The organism is Mesorhizobium temperatum, from assembly GCF_002284575.1.
Classification (GTDB): domain Bacteria; phylum Pseudomonadota; class Alphaproteobacteria; order Rhizobiales; family Rhizobiaceae; genus Mesorhizobium; species Mesorhizobium temperatum.
In genome coordinates, this window is the sequence record NZ_NPKJ01000005.1 from 1 (window position 1) to 17,910 (window position 17,910).

A 17,910-nucleotide genomic window follows, 5' to 3' on the forward strand; every position below is an offset into this window, starting at 1 on the left:
GCTGACCATCAAGGCTGTCGGCGCCAACTCCGACCAGACCGCTGGCATCAGCATCGTGCGTCGCGCGCTGCAGGCTCCGGCTCGCCAGATCGCGGCCAACGCCGGTGCGGAAGCATCGATCGTTGCCGGCAAGATCCTCGAGAACAAGGGCCCGACGTTCGGCTTCAACGCCCAGACCGGCGAATATGGCGACATGATCGCCATGGGTATCGTCGATCCGGTCAAGGTCGTGCGCACGGCTCTCCAGGACGCGGCCTCGGTCGCTGGCCTGCTGGTCACCACCGAAGCCATGATCGCGGAGGCTCCGAAGAAGGAGTCGGCTGGCGGCGGCATGCCTGGCGGTATGGGCGGCGGCGGCATGGGCGGCATGGGCGGCATGGATTTCTAAGGAAATCCATAAGCCTTCAGATACGGAAAGGGCGGCCAGAGGTCGCCCTTTTTTCGTTACCGTGGCGATCATGCTCTGAGGTGACCCGTGCGACGTGTCGGGATTGAGGAGCTTGATCACAAGCAAGGGGCGCATTCTACACGGACGCGTTCCTTCGACCACTGTCACGGCATGGATCACACCTAGGATCCATGCCGTTACTTCAAAGTGTCGGGGCGGCGTAGAATATGAATCGCCGAGCGGTATCGGCAGGGCTCCGCGCCGGTTTCGATGCGATGAAGGCCATAATATATCAGCTCGCTGTTACAGCGACCTCTTTCGGCGGCAAAGCGCCTTCAATCAGCGCGGCGACTTCATCGGCCACCGCCAGCACCGGCGCACGGTCGCGGGTGGCGCGCGCGATCACCATCAGCCCTTCGAGCGATGATTCGACAAGCAGCGCCAGGGCGCGGGCGCGGCGCTCGGGCACCCCTGCCCTGACGAAGGCCGCCTGCAGCAAGCCTATCCATTGCTCGAAGGCCGACCGGCACAGTTCGGCCAGCTCCGGCACGTCGGTCGGCGAGTCCAGCACCACGGGTGCGATCGGACAGCCAAGTGTGAACTGGTTGTCCTCCAGCATGCGCGCGACCGACTGGTAAATGTGGTGGACAGCTACCGCCGGGTCCTGCTCGGCGGCAAGTGCCTCACCCAGCGTTTGCGTGACCTTTTCGACGCTGTCGCGCGTCACCTCGATGACCAGTTGGTCCTTGCCGCCCGGAAAATGAAAGTAGAGCGATCCTCTTGGTGCACCGGAGGCGCTCAAGATGTCGTTGAGCGAGGTGCCGTGATAGCCGCGCTGCCTCAGCAGCAGTGCCGTCGCCTCGATCATGCGGGTGCGGGTATCGTTCGCCATGTCAACCTCTGTCAGGAGTGAGCATTATAGGCCTTGCCTCGAATATGACAATCGGTTTACATAATAAGTAGATCAGTCTATATATTCGACGCCGTTTCATCGAAGAGGAGAACGACAAATGACCATTCGTGAAGCAGAGGCCCAATGGCAGGGGTCGTTAAAAGAAGGTTCGGGCCGGCTGCGGCTCGGCAGCGGCGTCTTCGAAGGCGCCTATTCGTTCCCGTCGCGCTTCGAGAACGGTCCCGGCACGAATCCCGAGGAACTGATTGCGGCGGCGCATGCCGGCTGCTTTTCGATGGCGCTGAGCGCCATACTGGGCAGCGGCGGTCATGTCCCCGTACGGATCCACACCGTCGCCAAGGTGCATCTCGGATCGAGCACGGCTGGACCGACGCTCACCCGCATCGACCTTGAAACGGAAGCCGAGGTCCCGGGCCTGGCGCCCGAGGAATTCCAGCGCCTTGCCCAATCCGCGAAAGCAACATGCCTCGTCTCCCGGGCTTTGGCCGGCGTGGCTGATATCAGGCTCAAGGCCGACCTCGTCACAGCCGCCGCTGCGGAAAAATGAAATCAGGAGATACTGAGATGAAACAGGATAGCATCATAGTCGTCCATCCAGACGACCAATCCAGACAGACGGCCGAGATCATGCGGCGCTTCAACGACGTGTTCCAGCTTCATGATCCGTCGGCACTCCCGGACCTGGTGGCCGAGGACTGCGTCATCGAAAATACCGTGCCGGCGCCGGATGGCGCCCGCCATGCCGGCCGGGAGGCCTGCGTCAACCTATGGTCGGCGATCGCCAGCGAACCAGGCACGCGCTTCGATATTGAAGAGACGTTCGTCGCCGGTGAACGGGCGACTATCCGCTGGCGTTACTGGCCTGCCGACGGCAACTCCATTCGTGGCGTCAATCTGATGCGCGTAGCGGACGGGCTGATCGTCGAGGCGATGGGATACGTCAAGGGCTAGCGCCGACAGGCGCTACCGCTCAGTCAGCGCCAGTTTTGCGCCGAGCGCGACGAAGGCGCCGGCGAAGGTGCGGCGCATCCAGGTCAGCACCATCGGCCGCGACACGACATGGCTGCGGATCGAGGCGGCGAAGATGCCATAGCCGGCAAAGACGACGAAGGTCAAAAGCATGAAGACGGTGCTGAGCTCCAGCATCTTCGACAGCGCATGCGGTTCGGTGGTGCTGACGAACTGGGGCAGGAAGGCAAAGAAGAAGATCGACAGCTTCGGATTGAGGATGTTGATGAGGATGCCCGAGGTGATCACCTTGCCGGCCGAGCGCGGCGCGACATCCTGCCCAACGTTCAAGCCGCCGCTCTCCTTCAGCGTGTTCCACGCCATGTAGAGCAGGTAGGCGACGCCCAGATATTTCAGCGTCTCGAAGGCGAGTGCGCTGGTGTGCAGCAGCGCCGCCAGACCGGTGATGGCCGCCGCCATATGCGGAATGATGCCGAGCGTGCAGCCGAAAGCCGCGATGATGCTGGCGCGCGCGCCACGCGAAAGCCCGGCGCTCAGCGTATAGAGAACGCCGGTGCCGGGCGAAGCCACGACAATCAACGACGTCAAAAAGAATTCGATGCTCACCATGCGTCCTCCGGTGACCTGCCGCTGGCAGGTTAGCCAGCGAAACGCGCGGGCACAAGCCAACCCGAGGACCGGTAGCGTCTCATTTCGAATTTCGGGTCACGACCCAAAGCGGAATCCCTCGGCGGAATTTTACACCCAAGACCCGCAGGCGAGGTTTCGTCAGATCGTCTGCTCGCTTCCTAAGGCAAACCTCGCACTGCTAGCCCCTGGCATCATCGCAATCGGCCTGACTTTCGGCACGACCCTTCACTGGGAACGAGGCCAGTCCGGAACACTTCTTGACCCCGATGCCGTATAAGCTAAAAACTTGTCCTTGCGCCGTGACCACCTCTCCTCCTGAAGCGGGATAATCGTCATGTGTCACGAATCCTTTGGATCGCAGGAGCTGACAAAAGGCAAGGTTGTGGCGCATGCCATGTCCTGCGCCGCTGTGCTGTTCTTTCTTGCGCGCCCAGTTTTCACGAAGCTTCGCTCTGGCCGAGAAATGCTTGCGGCGGCTCTCCTGCTTGGACTTTGCGCCACCGCGAGCGCCGATGACATACTTTTCGAAAACGTCCGCATCTTCGACGGAAAGGGCGCCGCACTTTCGGCTCCGTCGAATGTGCTGGTCCAGGGCAACCTGATCGCGCGGATCTCGACAAGTCCCATCGCGGCCGAACGCGCGCAGCGCATTGCCGGCAACGGGCGAACGCTGATGCCGGGGCTGATCGATGCGCATTGGCACGCAATGCTGATTGCATCCACCCCGGCAGAGGCGATGGGCGACATCGGCTTCGCCAATCTTGCGGCCGGCGACGAGGCGACGGACACGCTGATGCGCGGCTTCACCACCGTTCGCGACGTGGGCGGGCCGGCGTTCGGCCTCAAGCGCGCGATAGATCAAGGCATCATCGCGGGACCGCGCATCTATCCGTCCGGAGCCATGATCACCGTGACCAGCGGGCATGGGGATTTCCGCCAGCTCAGCGACTTGCCTCGGACGATCGGCGGCTTGTTCACCCCCATGGAGAGGAACGGCGGCAGCATAGTCGTGGACAGCCCCGACGAGGTGCGTTTGCGTGCCCGTGAGCAGTTCATGCAGGGGGCCGCGCTGCTGAAGTTGACAGCGGGCGGCGGCGTGTCTTCGCCCCACAGCCCGCTCGACGTCACCACCTTCACCGAGCCCGAACTGCGGGCCGCCGTTGAAATTGCCGAGAATTGGGGCACCTACGTCGCCGCGCACGCCTTCACCTCGGATGCGATCCGGAAGGCTATCGCGGCTGGTGTTAAGTGCATCGAACACGGCTTCCTCATGGACGAGGCAACCGCCAAGCTGATCGCCGAAAAGGACATTTGGCTGAGCTTGCAGCCGCTTCCCGAATTGATGAGGACAGGCCTCCAAGAGGGTTCGGTCGAGCGAGCCAAGGCCGATGAGGTGTGGCCGGGCATCGGCAGGACCTACGAACTCGCGAAGAAATACAAGATCAAGACGGCATGGGGCACCGATGTCCTGTTCTCCCGCGCGTTGGCGAAGCAGCAGGGGGCAATCCTGGCATCGCTTGTGCGTTGGTACACGCCTGCCGAAGCGCTCGTCATGGCGACCGGGACCAATGCCGAGCTGCTCGCGCTGTCGGGCCTTCGCAACCCCTATCCGGGAAAGCTCGGCGTGATCGAAGAAGGCGCGCTCGCGGACGTCCTGCTCGTCGAAGGCAATCCGCTGGAGAACCTCGACCTGGTGGCCGATCCTGCCGACAACTTCAGAATCATCATGAAAGACGGCCTGATCTACAAAAACACGCTGACCCAGTGAGGAACGACTGAGCCGCCTGTCTCTACTGGACGCCGCCGATGGCCTGCTGCCCGCAGAGCGCTGGCATTCCACAGGCGAGCGACAAGGAATGGCCGCTTCCAACCCCGAGGTGGAAATTCAAACTGAGACACTATCTGGGGCCGTTATCACAGCGTCGGCAATCCGTGGGCATGGCGCGCCATCAGGCAATCGTCGCCACCGGGCATGCAGGCGCGGCAGACGTCCGGCCTGACCTCGTAAATGCCGCAAATGGTCGACTTGCCGACCTCGCCGGCAAGCGCCGAGCAGCGCACGCCGTCGCAGCGCATGCCGGATTCGTCGGCGGCCACATACTTCTGCGGGATCAGGTCGAGCTGCGCGTCATCCTCGGTCGAGAAGCGCGGCCATTCGGCCGAATAGGAACAGCAGGCGCCGCAGCTCTGGCAGTCGAAGAGAGGGGCGGCGCTCTCCTCCAGTGACGAAAAATTCCCGGCGCTCGCCAAGGCAAGCAGCCCTGACGCAACGGGATTCAGGTCAGCGTTTCGCGGCAAAGGCGCTATTTTTTCTTCCTGGTCTTGCGCGACGCTACTTCCGCCGGCGACTTGAACAGATCGGTCGCGTCCTCGGCGGGTTCATCGGCTTTCGGCGCGGCGGCCGGCTTGGCCAGCTTTGCGGTGGCAGCGGATGCCGCCGGCTGGTCCTTGGCAGAAAATTTTATGGCCATATCAATCCTCGTCGGAGAAACGCGATGATGGCGCATTCGGGTTGCGAAGGCGGCCGATCAGCGCCGAGACCGCCGTGATGTTCATTTCCTCGGGCGACCAGTTCCTGGCCTCCTCGATGTGCCGGGGCGCCAGCTCGCGATGCGTGCTGCCGCTATAGGCGGCATCCTGATGGGTGACCCGCTCATTGGTCTTGGCATTTTCGCGGACATACTCGATCAGATAGTTCGGGCACTCGGAGCGGCCACGCACGCCGAGCCTGACCTGGGCATCGCCATGGGCGCGCCTACAGCGCTCGAGCTTTTCGAGCACGCGCCGGACATATTCGACCGGCTTGTCAAGCTCTCCTACGACATCGGCGATGGTCGAATCGGCGGCGATCGCCTTTTGCGGGACGCGCTTCGTGGCCATCAGCGTTTGCCCACGCGCTTCGGCGAGGCGGCGAGCGCGGCGGCCGCAGCCATATCGTCGGCTTCTTTTTCCAGGCGCAGTTCGCGCAGCCGCGCGGTCTTGGCTTCCCGGGCCTGGCTGGCGGCATCCTGTTCGGAAATGATGCGGTTGAGCGACATGGACTGGGTCTGGGTCTTGCTGAAGATGGATTCGGCGTGGTCGCGGGATTTCTTTGAAGTGGTGGCGGTCAAGGTCTTTCTCCCGGTTCGGAGCGTAATGCCGAAAAATGGCGAGACCGGTCTTTCGACCAGGGCCACGCACAAAGCAATACGGCAGTCGAATTCAAATTGCTGGAACATCCTTAACACGTTCAAGCGAACGCGCGGTGCTCTTTTCGAACTTTTGAAGCGCCCCAAACGCAAAAGGCCAGGCATTGCCTGACCTCCGCTGGAGCGCCGCGCGTCCAGTTGAACGCGCTGACACTTTCTCATTCTGCGCATGATCCTTTCCGGAAACTGATGTTTCCCGGGGTCATGCGCTGGAATTAGCCATTCACCAGTGCCAGTACATCCGTGGTCACCGGCGAGGCTGAATTCCGTTTTAGGCCGCCTTCAACTGATCGGCGGACATCTTGCCCGACTTGTTGTCGCGGACCATCTCGTAGCCGAGCTTCTGGCCCTCGACGATGTCGCGCATTCCGGCGCGCTCTACGGCCGAGATGTGGACAAAAACGTCGGCCGAGCCGTCGTCAGGCTGAATAAAACCGAAACCCTTGGTGGCGTTGAACCATTTAACTGTGCCTGTGCTCATAACGAACCCTTTCCGTGGCAAATATTCATTCGCCGTCATGCGGATGCACAACAACGTTTGTCTCGATTTTGATGGGGGAAGTTCGTCAAAGGCGCGCCTAGACACGCGGATAACAAAAGTCGGTCAAACAAATATCGACGAATTGCTTATAGACTTCTTTTGGCGCCGTGTCAATTTTTTGCTTTCGCCGCCCGGCGAACCGGCCTCCGCAGCCTGGCTGCGCAGGCAACCCGATGGCAGATCTGGCGCCGAAACCGGGCCAGCGCCAGCTGTTAAAAAAAATTGCACCATGCCGGGAACCATTTCGGCGTCCGTGCATTTTGGGTATCGTCAGCAGTTCATGAGAGCAATCTCAGGAAAGGCTGACACAAAGGACGCCTCCCGTGCAATAAAACGCGCGAGGGGCGTTCTTTTATGGCGAGCGGCGATCGCCACTTAGCCCCGGCGGCCAGGGCTGTCGCCTCACCGATGCCCGACGGCCGCTTAGGTGATCAGCGCAGTTGCCATTCGGGGTGGACTGGCTCCGGCCATTTCTCCTTCGCCGCTTCCACGGGCCAGTGATCTCGGAACCGAAAAACCAGCCGCCCGTTTCCCAAACGGCAAATTAATCCTGGGAGATGCGGCCATGGTGAACAAGGATCAGGTTGCAGGGCTAGCCAAGCAGCTCAAAGGTTCGGTGAAGAAAGCCGCCGGCAAGGCCACCGGCAACAGGCGCGTCCAGGCTGAAGGCGCTGCCGATAAGATCGTCGGCAAAATGCAGAAGGCCTATGGCGACATGAAGGACAAGCTCAGGAAGGTGCTCTGATCCCTGCGCTGCCGTTTTTCAGTAGCGATGAGGAAAGCGGCTTAGGTGGTTTTCTGTTCGCCTCAGTTGTTGCCGTTAGAAGTTCAGGCTCTTGGAGAAAGCGTTGGTGAAGGCGACCTCGCCATGGTCACCGATGGCTTCGCCAAGCACCACGTCCATGCTGTCGCTGGTCACCCGCGCCAGCGCGAAGCCGCCCATATAGGCGGCCTTCGGCTTGAACAGATCGAGCCCATCGCTGCGGTAGATCATCGGTGTCTCGTGCTGGTGGCCATGGAAGATGCCTATGACATTGTAGCCCTTCAGCGCCGCCAGCAGCGCCTGCCGGTCCGCCTCGCTCCACCAATGCGGCGCACCAGGTCCGTCATCGTCGAAGGTTCCTTTGGCGGCATCCCATCTTTCGATCGAAAAAATATCCCAGCCATAGTGCTGGAACAGGACGACGGGGCGGCCGTCCGCCGCGTGGGCCGCCAAATCCTGCTTCAGCCATGGCAGGCTGGAGACCGCACCGTGGCCGGTGTCGCCGGCAAAACGATGCGTCTGGACGAGATGCAGGCCGCCCCAGTCCCATGAGTAGCAGTCGGTGTCGACATCGTAGTCGGTTACCGGCACCGACGGCTTGAAGAACACGCCGGCACGATGGTTGACCTCGACATAATCGCGCATTTCGCGACGGTACCAGTCGACGTGGTTCGGCGGGCCGTTCTGGTCGAGATCGTGGTTGCCGAGCCCGACATAGACCGGCACATGCACGCGATCGGGGCCGACGCCCTCCTGGTAACGCTGGCTGAACTGGAGCAGCTGCGTGCCTTCGCTGGGCTGGGTGACCTGGCCGCCGCCGTCATCGGTCATGTCGCCGCCGACGACGAGGGCGAGCGGCGCGCCGATACGGCTGCCGGCCGAGCGCAGGCCGGTGGCGATGCCGTTGATTGCGGCCGGCCACTCCTTCTCGCCAACACCGTTCAACGCGGCGACGCTGCGCAGCAAGGCGGCGTCGGTCTTGCCTTCCTGCTGACAATTGGGGCTCAGTCCGCTGGCCATGCGGCAGGCATGGACATCGGCGACGAACAGGAAGGTGGCTTCGACAGGCGGAATGCGCTGCCCGGTCTGTCCGAGCGCCGGTCGCGCAAGCGCGCCGGCCGCAGCAAATCCCGCCGCCTGCGCCAGGAATCTGCGCCGGGAAAGTGATCCTGCCGAGATGCGATTCATGGCGCGAAATTCAGCACAGCCGGCGCCTCTTCGTCCAGTTCCCTCGAACGGTATGTCGACACGGCGCCGCAGGTCTGGCATTGCTTTCGGTGTCAGGACTCAACTTGCGCGGGCAGACGAGGACGCTATGAAGACTATATCCATCGGCACGGCACTCACCATCCTGGCGAGCGCCGCTCATGGTGCCGAGTGCATTGACGCCAAAGCCGCCAAGGCCGGTTTCATTCTCGAAAGGCCCGGCATCCACAGCGAGTTTCGACCGGCGGCGGGTGGCATGGTGTCGGTTGCCAACGAATACCAATCCCAATCGCCGCAGACGCAGTTTCTGTTCGGCGGCCTGATCGAGGTGTTTCGCGACAGCGAGACCGGTCAGCTTGCCATGATCCCGTTTTCCGATCTCAGAAAGGTGTTTCCGCTCAAGGCCGGGGCGAAGAGCAAGACCCTGTTCGTCCGTCTCGCAGCAAACAAACAACCGAAGGGCACCGAGACGCTCGAGATCAACGTCAAGGGCAAGGAGACGTTCAGCCTGGGCGACTGCAAATACAGCGTGCTCGCTGTCAGGCAGACGATCAAGAACGAGGCCGGCAAGACACAGGATGAATTCACCGCGCTCTACGCGCCCGAGCTGCAAGCCGTTCTGGCGAGGCGCTATGACGAGGGCACCAACGCCGAAAGCGTGGTCGGCTACGAGGTCATCAAACCGCTGCCGAATTAAGTCCCGCAGGGCAGAGGGCGACTGGCGCTCCGGTATCAAAAGGCCTTGTACTGCCGCAGCACCCTGCGACGTCGCTTCGCAACTGCTTCGCCCTTGGATGACGAAGCTGGGGAAGCTCCCTGCTCCAGCGCGTTCAGGCAATCGCGCAGCACGCCTGAATCCTGCGCTGTCTTGGCCATCGACATGGCGCCGGAATAGGTCGCGACCGCAAGCGCGGCGAAGCGCTGCGGATCGGTGTCCTGCTCCCTGCCTGCTTGCTGGTCGGCCCTGACCTTGTCGGCGATCGCCTGGCGCCATGCCGAAAAGATGCCGGCAAGGGCGGCGCGAAAATCCGGATCGGCGAGCGACAGCTCATGCGCCAGGTTGTTGAGCGGGCAACCGCGCACGAAACCCTGTTGCTCCAGTTCCGCCGCCACGGCCTCGAACACGTTGCGAACGCCCTCGCGCGCCGAGCCTGCCGCCTGCACCGGGGCGATCCATGTTGCTTCGACGGCCGCCGCCACCCGCTCCTCGATTACCGCCAGCGCCAGCGCCTTCTTGGTCGGGAAATGATGATGCAGCGCGCCGCCAGTGACACCCGCCGCCGCCATCAGGTCGCCGAGGCTGGAAGCGTGGTAGCCGCGCGCCTGAAACGAGGCTTCGGCGACATCGAGCACGCGTTTGCGCAGGCCTTCCGGGTCGTTGTTGCGTTTCCCGGGCCGCACCTTTGGGCGAGCGGTAATCTCTGCTGACATTTCCACACGATAGCAGATTGACAAAACAGGACAACCGGTCTGTTTTAAAACAGGATGAATACCCTGTTTTGGAGATTCCGCAATCAGCCTGCCCCCGAATGCCCCGTCGAAATCCCGCCTCAACGCCTCGCCGGTCGTCGAACTCCGGCAGTACACGCTGAAACCCGGCCGGCGGGAAACGCTGATCGACATCTTCGACGGTCACCTGATCGAAGGTCAGGAAGCGGCAGGGATGACCATCATCGGTCAGTTTCGCGATCTCGACCGGCCTGACATGTTCGTCTGGCTGCGCGGCTTCGACGACATGGTCGCGAGGAAGGATGCGCTGGCCGCTTTCTACGAGGGACCCGTCTGGGCCGCCTGGCGCGATGCCGCCAACGCCACGATGATTTCCTTCGACGACGTGCTGTTGCTGAAACCGGCATGGCCGGGCGCCGGTTTCGATCTGTCGGGATCGCAACGAGCAGCCTTGCATGGTTACGAAAAGGCAAGCGGAGACAACCGCTTGTCGGATATTGTTGTCATCAAGATTCATCATCTGCGGCCCGGCACCGAAACCGACTTCGCCAGCCGTTTCGAAACCGACGCGATTCCCGTGTTGGCGGCACTTGGCGCGCGGCCACTTGCTGCTTTCGTCACCGAGCATGCCGAAAACAGCTTTCCCCGCCTGCCGGTTCGATCAGGCGAAAACGTCTTCATCAGCGTCGCCGCCTTCAACAGCGCGGACGCCCATGCCCGCCACGAGGCAGCCCTTGCCAGTTCCCCGGAGTGGCAGGCATTCGAGCGGGAGGCCCATTCATGTCTGGCTAGATCGACCGAGACCTTGCGCCTATCTGCAACCTCACAGTCGCTGCTTGGGCGGTGAGAGGCGAGCCTCTTCCTTCTCCCCTTGTGGGAGAAGGAAGTGACGTTCCTTCAACCGATTTGCATCCTTGCCGCCCGCAATCTCCGCTTGAAGCCATTTGTGCAACGCGATACGCCGGTGCCGAATTCGACAGATCGGAGAGACATGTGAGCGCGCCAGAGACCAGAACCGAAACCGACACGTTCGGTCCCATCGAGGTCGCCGCCGGCCGTTACTGGGGCGCCCAGGCGCAGCGTTCGCTGGGCAATTTCAAAATCGGCTGGGAAAAGCAGCCGGCGTCGATCGTTCGCGCGCTCGGCATCGTCAAGCGGGCGGCGGCCGAAACCAATATGGAGCTGAAGCGGCTCGACCCGGCCATCGGCAAGGCGATCATCGAAGCCTCCCAGGAAGTCATCGACGGCAAGCTCAACGATCATTTCCCACTGGTCGTCTGGCAGACCGGCTCGGGCACGCAATCCAACATGAACGCCAACGAGGTGATCTCCAATCGGGCGATCGAACTGCTGGGCGGCGTCATGGGGTCGAAGAAACCGGTGCACCCCAACGACCACGTCAATATGAGCCAGTCGTCGAACGATACCTATCCGACGGCCATGCACATCGCCTGCGCGGAGCGCATCGTGCACGACCTGTTGCCGGCGCTGAAGCATTTGCATGCGGCGCTCGAAGCCAAGACCAAAGCTTTCGCCCACATCATCAAGATCGGCCGCACCCACACGCAGGACGCGACGCCCCTCACCCTTGGCCAGGAATTCTCAGGCTATGCCGCGCAGGTCGCCTCGTCGATCAAACGTATCGAGATGACGCTGCCCGGCCTGCAGGAACTTGCGCAAGGCGGCACCGCCGTCGGCACCGGCCTCAACGCGCCGGTCGGTTTTGCCGAGAAGGTGGCGGCGCGAATCGCTGACATCACCGGCATCGCGTTCGTCACCGCGCCGAACAAGTTCGAGGCGCTGGCGGCCCATGATTCCATGGTGTTCTCGCATGGCGCCATCAACGCCTGCGCCGGCGCCCTGTTCAAGATTGCCAACGACATTCGTCTGCTCGGCTCCGGCCCGCGCTCCGGCCTTGGTGAACTGTCGCTGCCGGAAAACGAGCCGGGTTCATCTATCATGCCGGGCAAGGTCAACCCCACCCAGTGCGAGGCCTTGACGCAGGTCTGCATCCAGGTGTTCGGCAATAATGCGGCTGTGACCTTCGCCGGCAGTCAGGGCCATTTCGAGCTCAACGTCTACAACCCGCTGATGGCTTATAATTTCCTGCAATCGGTGCAACTGCTCGCCGACGCCTCGATCTCCTTCACCGACAATTGCGTCGTCGGCATCGAAGCGCGGGAAGACAACATCAAGGCCGCCCTCGACCGCTCGCTGATGCTGGTGACAGCACTGGCGCCGACCATCGGCTACGACAATGCCGCCAAAATCGCCAAGACCGCGCACAAGAACGGTACAACCTTGCGCGAGGAAGCACTGGCCACCGGGCTGGTCAGCGAAGCCGATTACGACCGCCTGGTGCGGCCGGAGGACATGACGCATCCAGGATGATCTTGCGCTGATCGCAAAAACGTTACCGCGGTGAACAATCTGTAACCAAAACTACATCTTTGGTGAACAGTCGCCCTGCTCTATGTGGATGGGCAACGCAACCCTTCCGGAGAGAGCCCACCATGTCCACCAACACGTCCGTTGCCGGTTCCGGCACCGTTTCCAACGCCTCGGCCACCATCCTGCTTGGCCGCGTCCTGCTTTCAGTCATCTTCGTGCTTTCCGGTTTCGGCAAGCTCACTGCGATCGCCGGCACCGCCGGTTACTTCGGCAGCATGGGCCTGCCGATGCCGACCGTAACGGCGATTGTCGTCGGCCTGATCGAGCTGCTCGGCGGGCTCGCCATCCTCATCGGCTTTCAGACACGGATCACCGCCTGGGTGCTGGCAATATTCACCGTCGCCACGGGACTGGTCGCCCACACCGGCTGGGCCGATCAGATGCAGATGATCAGCTTCATGAAGAACCTGGCGATTGCCGGCGGCTTCCTCGTGCTGGCTTCCTCGGGCGCCGGCGCCTATTCGGTCGACGCCAGGCGCGGCTGAAGCGGTCCAGGAACGATTTGCACCAAGGGGCGCGGAATTTTCCGCGTCCCTTTTTCGTTGTCGATCTACCAGACTTTCGATTCGCCGGGCCGAGTGGCCTGGCTCGAATTTCTGCTAAGATCGAGGCGTCGGGGAGGAACAGGCCACCCGGCCTGGCCGACATCGGAGGTGACCAATGCCCCGCAATGCGCTGCTTCTGTTTTCCCGACTGCTTCTCGCCGCGTTATTCGTTCCATCCGGCTTCCACGTGCTTACCGACATTGCCGGCACGGCTGGCTATTTTGCCGGCCTCGGCCTGCCGCTGCCGACGCTCGTAGCCTGGGCAACGGGCCTGTTCGAGTTGATCGCCGGATTGCTCATCCTCGTCGGCCTCAAGATACCGATCGCGGCACTCCTGCTTGCCGCCTTCTGCATCGCGGCAGGCTTCATCGGCCATTATGGCCAGGGCGGCGACGATCCGACGCTGACCTTTATGCATTCACAGATGCTGATGAAGGACATCGCCCTATCAGGCGGTTTTCTAGCGCTGGCGATGGCTGGCGGAGGCGCCTATTCGTTCGATGGACGGCTACTTCGGATCGGCCCTGAGACGACGTGATCGACACAAGCCGTTTGACTGAGCCAGATTACTTGGCTGGCATGTTAGACCCGCCCTCGACCGCCAGCACCAGCCGGCGATTGGTAACCCTCGCCAGTTGTGCCAGCCGGCCGGCCGGTCGCTCGCCGTAAAGATCGGCCAGCGCCGCCGGCAGCACCAGTGCAAGCACGCCATTGCCGCGGCTCTCCCATTTCAGCCGCGGCATGACGCCCGGCATCGCCGCCGTCAGCAGGTAGACGACGCGCATCACCGCGGCCAGCACGCGGGCGCGCTCGATATAGCGCGGCGTTGCCAGTGCCTTGATTTCCGGCGCAATCGATTCGTTGAAGATGCCCTCATGACGGTAGGCGTTGGCCAGCGCCAGGAAGGCGCGGCCGGGATGGTCGACGCCGATGAAGGAGGCGTGGGCAATGATGTTGAGCGACTGCTTGCCGCGATATTCGGGATGCGCGCGCCAGCCGATGTCGGCAAGCAGACAGGCGGCCTGGCGGTAACGCGCCTCGTCGACGGTCTCCTCGATGCCGAAGGCGGCGAATGTCTTGCCCGTCCACTCGACAAGCTCATGCGCGTGGGTGACCGAGCGCGAACGCAGCCGGGCGAGTTCCTCCGAGGCCGAGATCAGCGGATCTGCCTTCTGCTCGGCTTTGTCGAGCAGCGAATAGAGAAAGCCCTCGCGCACGCCCAGCGCCGAGACGATGATCTTGGACGGCTGCATCGCCGCCATGATCTCCTGCAGCACGATGGCGCCATAAGGCAGCAGCGAGCGGCGGTTCTTTGAGACACCCTCGATACCCCTTATCTTCTCGATCTCGCCCTTGGCGACCTGCTTGAGGAAGTTCGCAGCGCTGTCGATGCCGATCTCGTAATGGTGCATGACGCTCAGCGGATAGCTGGTCATTTCCATGTACAGCCGGGCGAGGTTTCGCCAGGTGCCGCCGACCGCATAGAATGGCCTGCCCTGCCCGCCTTTCAGCAGCCTTGCCTTCGCGAGCTCGTCGCGCGCTATCTTTCCCGCCTGGGCCAGTGAGTTCTTGGCCATGTCCTGCAGGCGCAGGCCGCCGAGCGGCAGCGTGATACCGTCGCCGATTGCCTCGCCGTCGACGTCGACCAGTTCGAGGCTGCCGCCGCCGAGGTCGCCGGCGATGCCGTTGGCCGGGTGGAAGCCGGAAATGACGCCGAGCGCGGAATAATGCGCTTCCTGGCGCCCGCTCAGCACCTGGACCTCGGTCTTGAGCACATCTTCGGCGCGGTGGATGAAATCGGGGCCGTTGACCGCCTCGCGGGCGGCGGCGGTCGCCAGCACATACATATGCTCGGCACCGGCCTGCTCGGACAGCGCGCGGAAACGCCGGAATTCCTCCATCGAGCGGGTCACCGCCTCGGGGTCGAGCCTTCCGGTCGAAACGATACCGCGACCGAGGCCGGCCAGCATCTTTTCGTTGAACAGCGTGGTCGGCGAGCGCGCCAGCCCCTCATAGACGACAAGACGGATCGAGTTCGACCCGATGTCGATGATGGACAGCGGTCGGCGGTCCTGAAGCCGGCCCTGGGACGTTGAAATCATCAGCCGGTCGCTGCGCCGTTTTTCTTGCGGCGCTTGAACTGCGCGATGCGCTTGGGCGCATGCGATTTCAGCGCATCGCCGCGTCCGGAAAGGCTCGGATTGGTCATGAAATATTCCTGCGCGTTGAACGGTTCCTCGCCCTCCTCGAGCGTGGCGCGCCGGGAGGTTCCGTCAGCCAATACGTCGAAACTTTGCTGGTTGTCCATGATGTTGCCCAGCATGATCTGACCGAGGACTTGTTCATGCACCGTTGGATTGGTGATCGGCACCATGGTTTCGACGCGGCGGTCGAGATTGCGCGGCATCAAATCGGCCGATGAGATGTAGACGACCGCCCCGTCCGACGGCAATCCGTGGCCGTTGCCGAAACAATAGATGCGGCTGTGTTCGAGGAAGCGGCCGACGATCGACTTGACCCTTATGTTTTCCGACAGGCCCGGCACCTGGGGCCTCAGGCAGCAGATGCCGCGCACGACGAGATCGATCTCGACGCCGGCGCGGCTGGCGTCATAGAGCGCGTCGATGATGATCGGGTCAACCAGCGAATTCATCTTCATCCAGATGCGGGCCGGCCTGCCCTCCAGCGCATGGGCAATCTCGTCCGAAATGTGCTTGAGGATGCGCTTGCGCAGCGTGAACGGCGAGATGGCCAGCCGCATCTCCTCGGTCGGCTCGGCGTATCCGGTGATGAAATTGAACAGCTGGGCGACATCGCGGGCGATCGTCGGAGCGGTGGTGAAGAAGGACAGGTCGGTGTAGATGCGCGCGGTGACCGGGTGGTAGTTGCCGGTGCCGAGATGCACGTAGTTGCGCAGCTTGCCGTCCTCGCGCCGCACCACCAGCGACATTTTGGCATGGGTCTTCAGTTCGAGGAAGCCGAATACGACCTGAACGCCGGCGCGCTCGAGGTCGCGCGCCCAGCGGATATTGGCTTCCTCGTCGAAACGCGCCTTGAGCTCAACCAGCGCGGTCACCGACTTGCCGGCCTCCGCCGCGTCGACCAAAGCGCGCACGATCGGGCTGTCATTCGAAGTGCGATAGAGCGTCTGCTTGATCGCCACCACTTCCGGGTCGGCCATCGCCTGGCGCAGGAACTGCACCACCACGTCGAAGGATTCGTAGGGGTGATGAACGATGATGTCCTTCTCGCGGATGGCGGCGAAACAGTCACCGCCGTGCTCGCGGATGCGCTCGGGAAATCGCGGATTATAGGGCGTGAACTTGAGATCGTCGCGGGCGATGGCGACGATCTCGGAAATCTGGCTGAGCGCCAGCGGACCGGTGAGCACGCTGATGCGGCTCGACGAGACGGCAAGCTCGCCGGCGACGAACTCGCGCAGTTCAGCCGGCATCAGCTTATCGAATTCGATGCGGATGACCGAGCCGCGGCGGCGGCGCTTCAGCGCCGTCTCGAACAGGCGAACGAGATCCTCGGACTCTTCCTCGACCTCGATGTCACTGTCGCGGATGATGCGGAACGTGCCGGAGCCCTTGACTTCGTAGCCGGGGAACAGCTTGCCGATATAGAGACCGACCGCCTCTTCCAGCGGAATGAAGCGGACATGACGCTTGCGGTCCGGCAAGCGGATGAAGCGCTTCAGCGCCACCGGCAGACGCAGCAGCGCGCTCATCTCTTCGCCATTCCTGCGATGGCGCAGTTGCAGGGCCATCGAGAAGCCGAGATTGGGAATGAACGGGAACGGATGCGCCGGGTCGATCGAAAGCGGTGTGAGCACCGGAAACACCTGCTCCTGGAAATGATCCTCGAGCCAGGTCTTCTCGTCCTTGGTCAGCGCATCGCGGCTGATGCTCTCGATGCCTTCCTTGTCGAGCAGCAGCATCAGCGCGGAAAGGCTCTTCTGCTGGTCCTCCTGCAGGCGCTCGACCTCGCGCAGCAATTGCTCCAGCTGTTGTTCGGGGGTGCGGCCGTCCGGGCTCTTCAGCTTGATGCCTTCGCGAACCTGGCCTGCGAGACCGGCGACACGGACCATGAAGAACTCGTCGAGATTGGCGGCCGAAATCGACAGGAAGCGGACACGCTCGAGCAGCGGATGATTGGCGTTCAGCGATTCCTCGAGGACGCGGCGATTGAATTGCAGCCAGGAAAACTCGCGGTTGACGAAGCGGTCCGGGTTGCCGCCCTCTGGGCTCGCCACCTCGACAGTGGTGAATTCGCTCTGCACCGGCTTTAGTTCGTTCATGGTTCCTGCTCGTTTCGCACCCGCTGGCCACAGCGTGGCGCGTCCTTTGGACGCGCAAAGGACGCTCCCACCACTTAAGCTACGCATGATCCCCAGCGAAACCGAATTCGGTTTTCGGACCATGCCTTAACCGGCTTAGCTTATCCTGTGACAGGCTTTTACGACAGTTTGATTTCATCGATCTTGCAAAGAGACAGCTTATGATCCAGATGCAATCCAGGCTACAGCGCGGCGCGTCCTTTGGACGCGCGAAGGACGCGGTGGAATTTTGACTTTGCGCATGATCCGGTGGTCATGCGGCAAATGTAGGAGACGACGATGGCTGGCGGTTCCATTCCCCATTTCCAGAACGATGCGGGCTATGCGGCGATCGACATCGGCGTCAAGGAATTCATGTGCACCGGTGCCAACCCGCCTTTCGACCATCCGCATGTGTTTCTCGACATGGGCGACGACAATGAAAAGGTCTGCCCCTATTGCTCGACGCTTTATCGCTATTCGCCAAAGCTGAAGGCGACGGAAACGCAGCCTGCGGGATGCCTCTATATCGAACAGGCCGCCTGA

The 17,910-nt window shown here is 62.2% G+C and carries 22 protein-coding genes; 11 read left to right on the plus strand and 11 right to left on the minus strand.

From position 1 onward, the window contains the following. Positions 1-388: TCP-1/cpn60 chaperonin family protein (locus CIT26_RS01060; protein ID WP_280951071.1), on the plus strand; the 388-nt coding region annotated here is incomplete at its 5' end. A 292-nt stretch (positions 389-680) separates the two neighbouring features. Here CIT26_RS01060 and CIT26_RS01065 read toward each other — a convergent pair. Next, positions 681-1,280 carry a TetR/AcrR family transcriptional regulator gene (locus CIT26_RS01065; RefSeq protein WP_095490846.1) on the minus strand — a complete coding sequence of 200 codons (600 nt, stop codon included), beginning with the start codon at positions 1,278-1,280 and terminating at the stop codon, positions 681-683. A gap of 118 nt (positions 1,281-1,398) precedes the next feature. On the opposite strand from CIT26_RS01065, the gene CIT26_RS01070 reads away from it, so the two are divergent. Together CIT26_RS01070 and CIT26_RS01075 are read left to right on the plus strand one after the other, a co-directional pair. Continuing rightward, positions 1,399-1,848 carry an OsmC family protein gene (locus CIT26_RS01070; protein ID WP_095490847.1) on the plus strand — a complete coding sequence of 150 codons (450 nt, stop codon included), beginning with the start codon at positions 1,399-1,401 and terminating at the stop codon, positions 1,846-1,848. 17 nt (positions 1,849-1,865) lie between these two features. Then, positions 1,866-2,252 carry a nuclear transport factor 2 family protein gene (locus CIT26_RS01075; RefSeq protein WP_095490848.1) on the plus strand — a complete coding sequence of 129 codons (387 nt, stop codon included), beginning with the start codon at positions 1,866-1,868 and terminating at the stop codon, positions 2,250-2,252. A 12-nt stretch (positions 2,253-2,264) separates the two neighbouring features. On the opposite strand, the gene CIT26_RS01080 is transcribed toward CIT26_RS01075, so the two are convergent. Then, positions 2,265-2,876 (minus strand): LysE family translocator, encoded by a 612-nt coding sequence (locus CIT26_RS01080; RefSeq protein ID WP_095490875.1) that lies wholly within the window; start codon positions 2,874-2,876, stop codon positions 2,265-2,267. Positions 2,877-3,363: 487 nt separating this feature from the next. Between CIT26_RS01080 and CIT26_RS01085 the strand changes: the two genes are divergently transcribed. Continuing rightward, entirely contained in the window at positions 3,364-4,668 is a 1,305-nt protein-coding gene (locus CIT26_RS01085; RefSeq protein ID WP_095490876.1) for a metal-dependent hydrolase family protein, read from the plus strand. 146 nt (positions 4,669-4,814) lie between these two features. On the opposite strand, the gene CIT26_RS01090 is transcribed toward CIT26_RS01085, so the two are convergent. The 5 genes from CIT26_RS01090 to CIT26_RS01110 all read right to left on the minus strand — a co-directional run bounded on the left by CIT26_RS01090 (position 4,815) and on the right by CIT26_RS01110 (position 6,569). After that, positions 4,815-5,150 (minus strand): YkgJ family cysteine cluster protein, encoded by a 336-nt coding sequence (locus CIT26_RS01090; RefSeq protein WP_245318951.1) that lies wholly within the window; start codon positions 5,148-5,150, stop codon positions 4,815-4,817. 53 nt (positions 5,151-5,203) lie between these two features. Continuing rightward, positions 5,204-5,371: a hypothetical protein gene (locus CIT26_RS36335; protein WP_095490850.1), complete on the minus strand. Its 168-nt coding sequence runs from the start codon at positions 5,369-5,371 to the stop codon at positions 5,204-5,206. A 1-nt stretch (position 5,372) separates the two neighbouring features. After that, positions 5,373-5,780: a hypothetical protein gene (locus CIT26_RS01100; RefSeq protein ID WP_095490851.1), complete on the minus strand. Its 408-nt coding sequence runs from the start codon at positions 5,778-5,780 to the stop codon at positions 5,373-5,375. After that, positions 5,780-6,010, minus strand: a complete 231-nt coding sequence (locus CIT26_RS01105; RefSeq protein WP_095490877.1) for a hypothetical protein — start codon at positions 6,008-6,010, stop codon at positions 5,780-5,782. The genes CIT26_RS01100 and CIT26_RS01105 overlap by 1 nt, the downstream gene beginning before the upstream one ends. A 349-nt stretch (positions 6,011-6,359) precedes the next feature. Further along, entirely contained in the window at positions 6,360-6,569 is a 210-nt protein-coding gene (locus CIT26_RS01110; protein WP_010915421.1) for a cold-shock protein, read from the minus strand. Positions 6,570-7,194: 625 nt separating this feature from the next. On the opposite strand from CIT26_RS01110, the gene CIT26_RS01115 reads away from it, so the two are divergent. After that, positions 7,195-7,374: a CsbD family protein gene (locus CIT26_RS01115; RefSeq protein ID WP_095490852.1), complete on the plus strand. Its 180-nt coding sequence runs from the start codon at positions 7,195-7,197 to the stop codon at positions 7,372-7,374. Between the two features lie 75 nt (positions 7,375-7,449). Here CIT26_RS01115 and CIT26_RS01120 read toward each other — a convergent pair whose 3' ends face one another. Further along, positions 7,450-8,580: a metallophosphoesterase gene (locus CIT26_RS01120; RefSeq protein WP_167391228.1), complete on the minus strand. Its 1,131-nt coding sequence runs from the start codon at positions 8,578-8,580 to the stop codon at positions 7,450-7,452. Between the two features lie 127 nt (positions 8,581-8,707). Here CIT26_RS01120 and CIT26_RS01125 point away from each other — a divergent pair, with 127 nt between their 5' ends. Further along, positions 8,708-9,295, plus strand: a complete 588-nt coding sequence (locus tag CIT26_RS01125) for a hypothetical protein (protein WP_095490854.1) — start codon at positions 8,708-8,710, stop codon at positions 9,293-9,295. 35 nt (positions 9,296-9,330) lie between these two features. Here the strand turns inward: CIT26_RS01125 and CIT26_RS01130 are convergent, their stop codons facing one another. Next, a complete protein-coding gene (locus tag CIT26_RS01130; RefSeq protein ID WP_167391229.1) occupies positions 9,331-10,029 on the minus strand; it encodes a TetR/AcrR family transcriptional regulator in 699 nt (232 codons plus the stop codon). An 82-nt stretch (positions 10,030-10,111) separates the two neighbouring features. Between CIT26_RS01130 and CIT26_RS01135 the strand changes: the two genes are divergently transcribed. From CIT26_RS01135 to CIT26_RS01150, 4 genes are all read left to right on the plus strand, one after another. Continuing rightward, entirely contained in the window at positions 10,112-10,894 is a 783-nt protein-coding gene (locus CIT26_RS01135; RefSeq protein ID WP_095490855.1) for an NIPSNAP family protein, read from the plus strand. Positions 10,895-11,040: 146 nt separating this feature from the next. Continuing rightward, the gene (gene fumC, locus CIT26_RS01140; protein ID WP_095490856.1) at positions 11,041-12,438 is read left to right on the plus strand and encodes a class II fumarate hydratase; all 1,398 of its coding nucleotides are present in this window, start codon (positions 11,041-11,043) and stop codon (positions 12,436-12,438) included. 122 nt (positions 12,439-12,560) lie between these two features. Continuing rightward, the gene (locus CIT26_RS01145) at positions 12,561-12,983 is read left to right on the plus strand and encodes a DoxX family protein (RefSeq protein WP_095490857.1); all 423 of its coding nucleotides are present in this window, start codon (positions 12,561-12,563) and stop codon (positions 12,981-12,983) included. Between the two features lie 175 nt (positions 12,984-13,158). Then, positions 13,159-13,581 carry a DoxX family protein gene (locus CIT26_RS01150; protein ID WP_095490858.1) on the plus strand — a complete coding sequence of 141 codons (423 nt, stop codon included), beginning with the start codon at positions 13,159-13,161 and terminating at the stop codon, positions 13,579-13,581. A 28-nt stretch (positions 13,582-13,609) separates the two neighbouring features. Here CIT26_RS01150 and ppx read toward each other — a convergent pair whose 3' ends face one another. Continuing rightward, the gene (gene ppx, locus CIT26_RS01155; protein WP_095490859.1) at positions 13,610-15,145 is read right to left on the minus strand and encodes an exopolyphosphatase; all 1,536 of its coding nucleotides are present in this window, start codon (positions 15,143-15,145) and stop codon (positions 13,610-13,612) included. Next, the gene (locus CIT26_RS01160; protein WP_095490860.1) at positions 15,145-17,346 is read right to left on the minus strand and encodes an RNA degradosome polyphosphate kinase; all 2,202 of its coding nucleotides are present in this window, start codon (positions 17,344-17,346) and stop codon (positions 15,145-15,147) included. The genes ppx and CIT26_RS01160 overlap by 1 nt, the downstream gene beginning before the upstream one ends. A gap of 318 nt (positions 17,347-17,664) precedes the next feature. Between CIT26_RS01160 and CIT26_RS01165 the strand changes: the two genes are divergently transcribed. Then, positions 17,665-17,910, plus strand: a complete 246-nt coding sequence (locus CIT26_RS01165; RefSeq protein WP_095490861.1) for a zinc-finger domain-containing protein — start codon at positions 17,665-17,667, stop codon at positions 17,908-17,910.

What these genes read in the sequence shown, in the direction of transcription:
- CIT26_RS01145 (WP_095490857.1), top strand. Translation starts at nt 12,561, where the DNA reads ATGTCCACCAACACGTCCGTTGCCGGTTCCGGCACCGTTTCCAACGCC.
- CIT26_RS01085 (WP_095490876.1), top strand. Translation starts at nt 3,364, where the DNA reads ATGCTTGCGGCGGCTCTCCTGCTTGGACTTTGCGCCACCGCGAGCGCC.
- CIT26_RS01070 (WP_095490847.1), top strand. Translation starts at nt 1,399, where the DNA reads ATGACCATTCGTGAAGCAGAGGCCCAATGGCAGGGGTCGTTAAAAGAA.
- CIT26_RS01120 (WP_167391228.1), bottom strand. Translation starts at nt 8,580, where the DNA reads ATGAATCGCATCTCGGCAGGATCACTTTCCCGGCGCAGATTCCTGGCG.
- CIT26_RS01065 (WP_095490846.1), bottom strand. Translation starts at nt 1,280, where the DNA reads ATGGCGAACGATACCCGCACCCGCATGATCGAGGCGACGGCACTGCTG.
- CIT26_RS36335 (WP_095490850.1), bottom strand. Translation starts at nt 5,371, where the DNA reads ATGGCCATAAAATTTTCTGCCAAGGACCAGCCGGCGGCATCCGCTGCC.
- CIT26_RS01165 (WP_095490861.1), top strand. Translation starts at nt 17,665, where the DNA reads ATGGCTGGCGGTTCCATTCCCCATTTCCAGAACGATGCGGGCTATGCG.
- CIT26_RS01130 (WP_167391229.1), bottom strand. Translation starts at nt 10,029, where the DNA reads ATGTCAGCAGAGATTACCGCTCGCCCAAAGGTGCGGCCCGGGAAACGC.
- CIT26_RS01150 (WP_095490858.1), top strand. Translation starts at nt 13,159, where the DNA reads ATGCCCCGCAATGCGCTGCTTCTGTTTTCCCGACTGCTTCTCGCCGCG.
- CIT26_RS01125 (WP_095490854.1), top strand. Translation starts at nt 8,708, where the DNA reads ATGAAGACTATATCCATCGGCACGGCACTCACCATCCTGGCGAGCGCC.
- CIT26_RS01115 (WP_095490852.1), top strand. Translation starts at nt 7,195, where the DNA reads ATGGTGAACAAGGATCAGGTTGCAGGGCTAGCCAAGCAGCTCAAAGGT.
- CIT26_RS01100 (WP_095490851.1), bottom strand. Translation starts at nt 5,780, where the DNA reads ATGGCCACGAAGCGCGTCCCGCAAAAGGCGATCGCCGCCGATTCGACC.
- ppx (WP_095490859.1), bottom strand. Translation starts at nt 15,145, where the DNA reads ATGATTTCAACGTCCCAGGGCCGGCTTCAGGACCGCCGACCGCTGTCC.
- CIT26_RS01075 (WP_095490848.1), top strand. Translation starts at nt 1,866, where the DNA reads ATGAAACAGGATAGCATCATAGTCGTCCATCCAGACGACCAATCCAGA.
- CIT26_RS01160 (WP_095490860.1), bottom strand. Translation starts at nt 17,346, where the DNA reads ATGAACGAACTAAAGCCGGTGCAGAGCGAATTCACCACTGTCGAGGTG.
- CIT26_RS01110 (WP_010915421.1), bottom strand. Translation starts at nt 6,569, where the DNA reads ATGAGCACAGGCACAGTTAAATGGTTCAACGCCACCAAGGGTTTCGGT.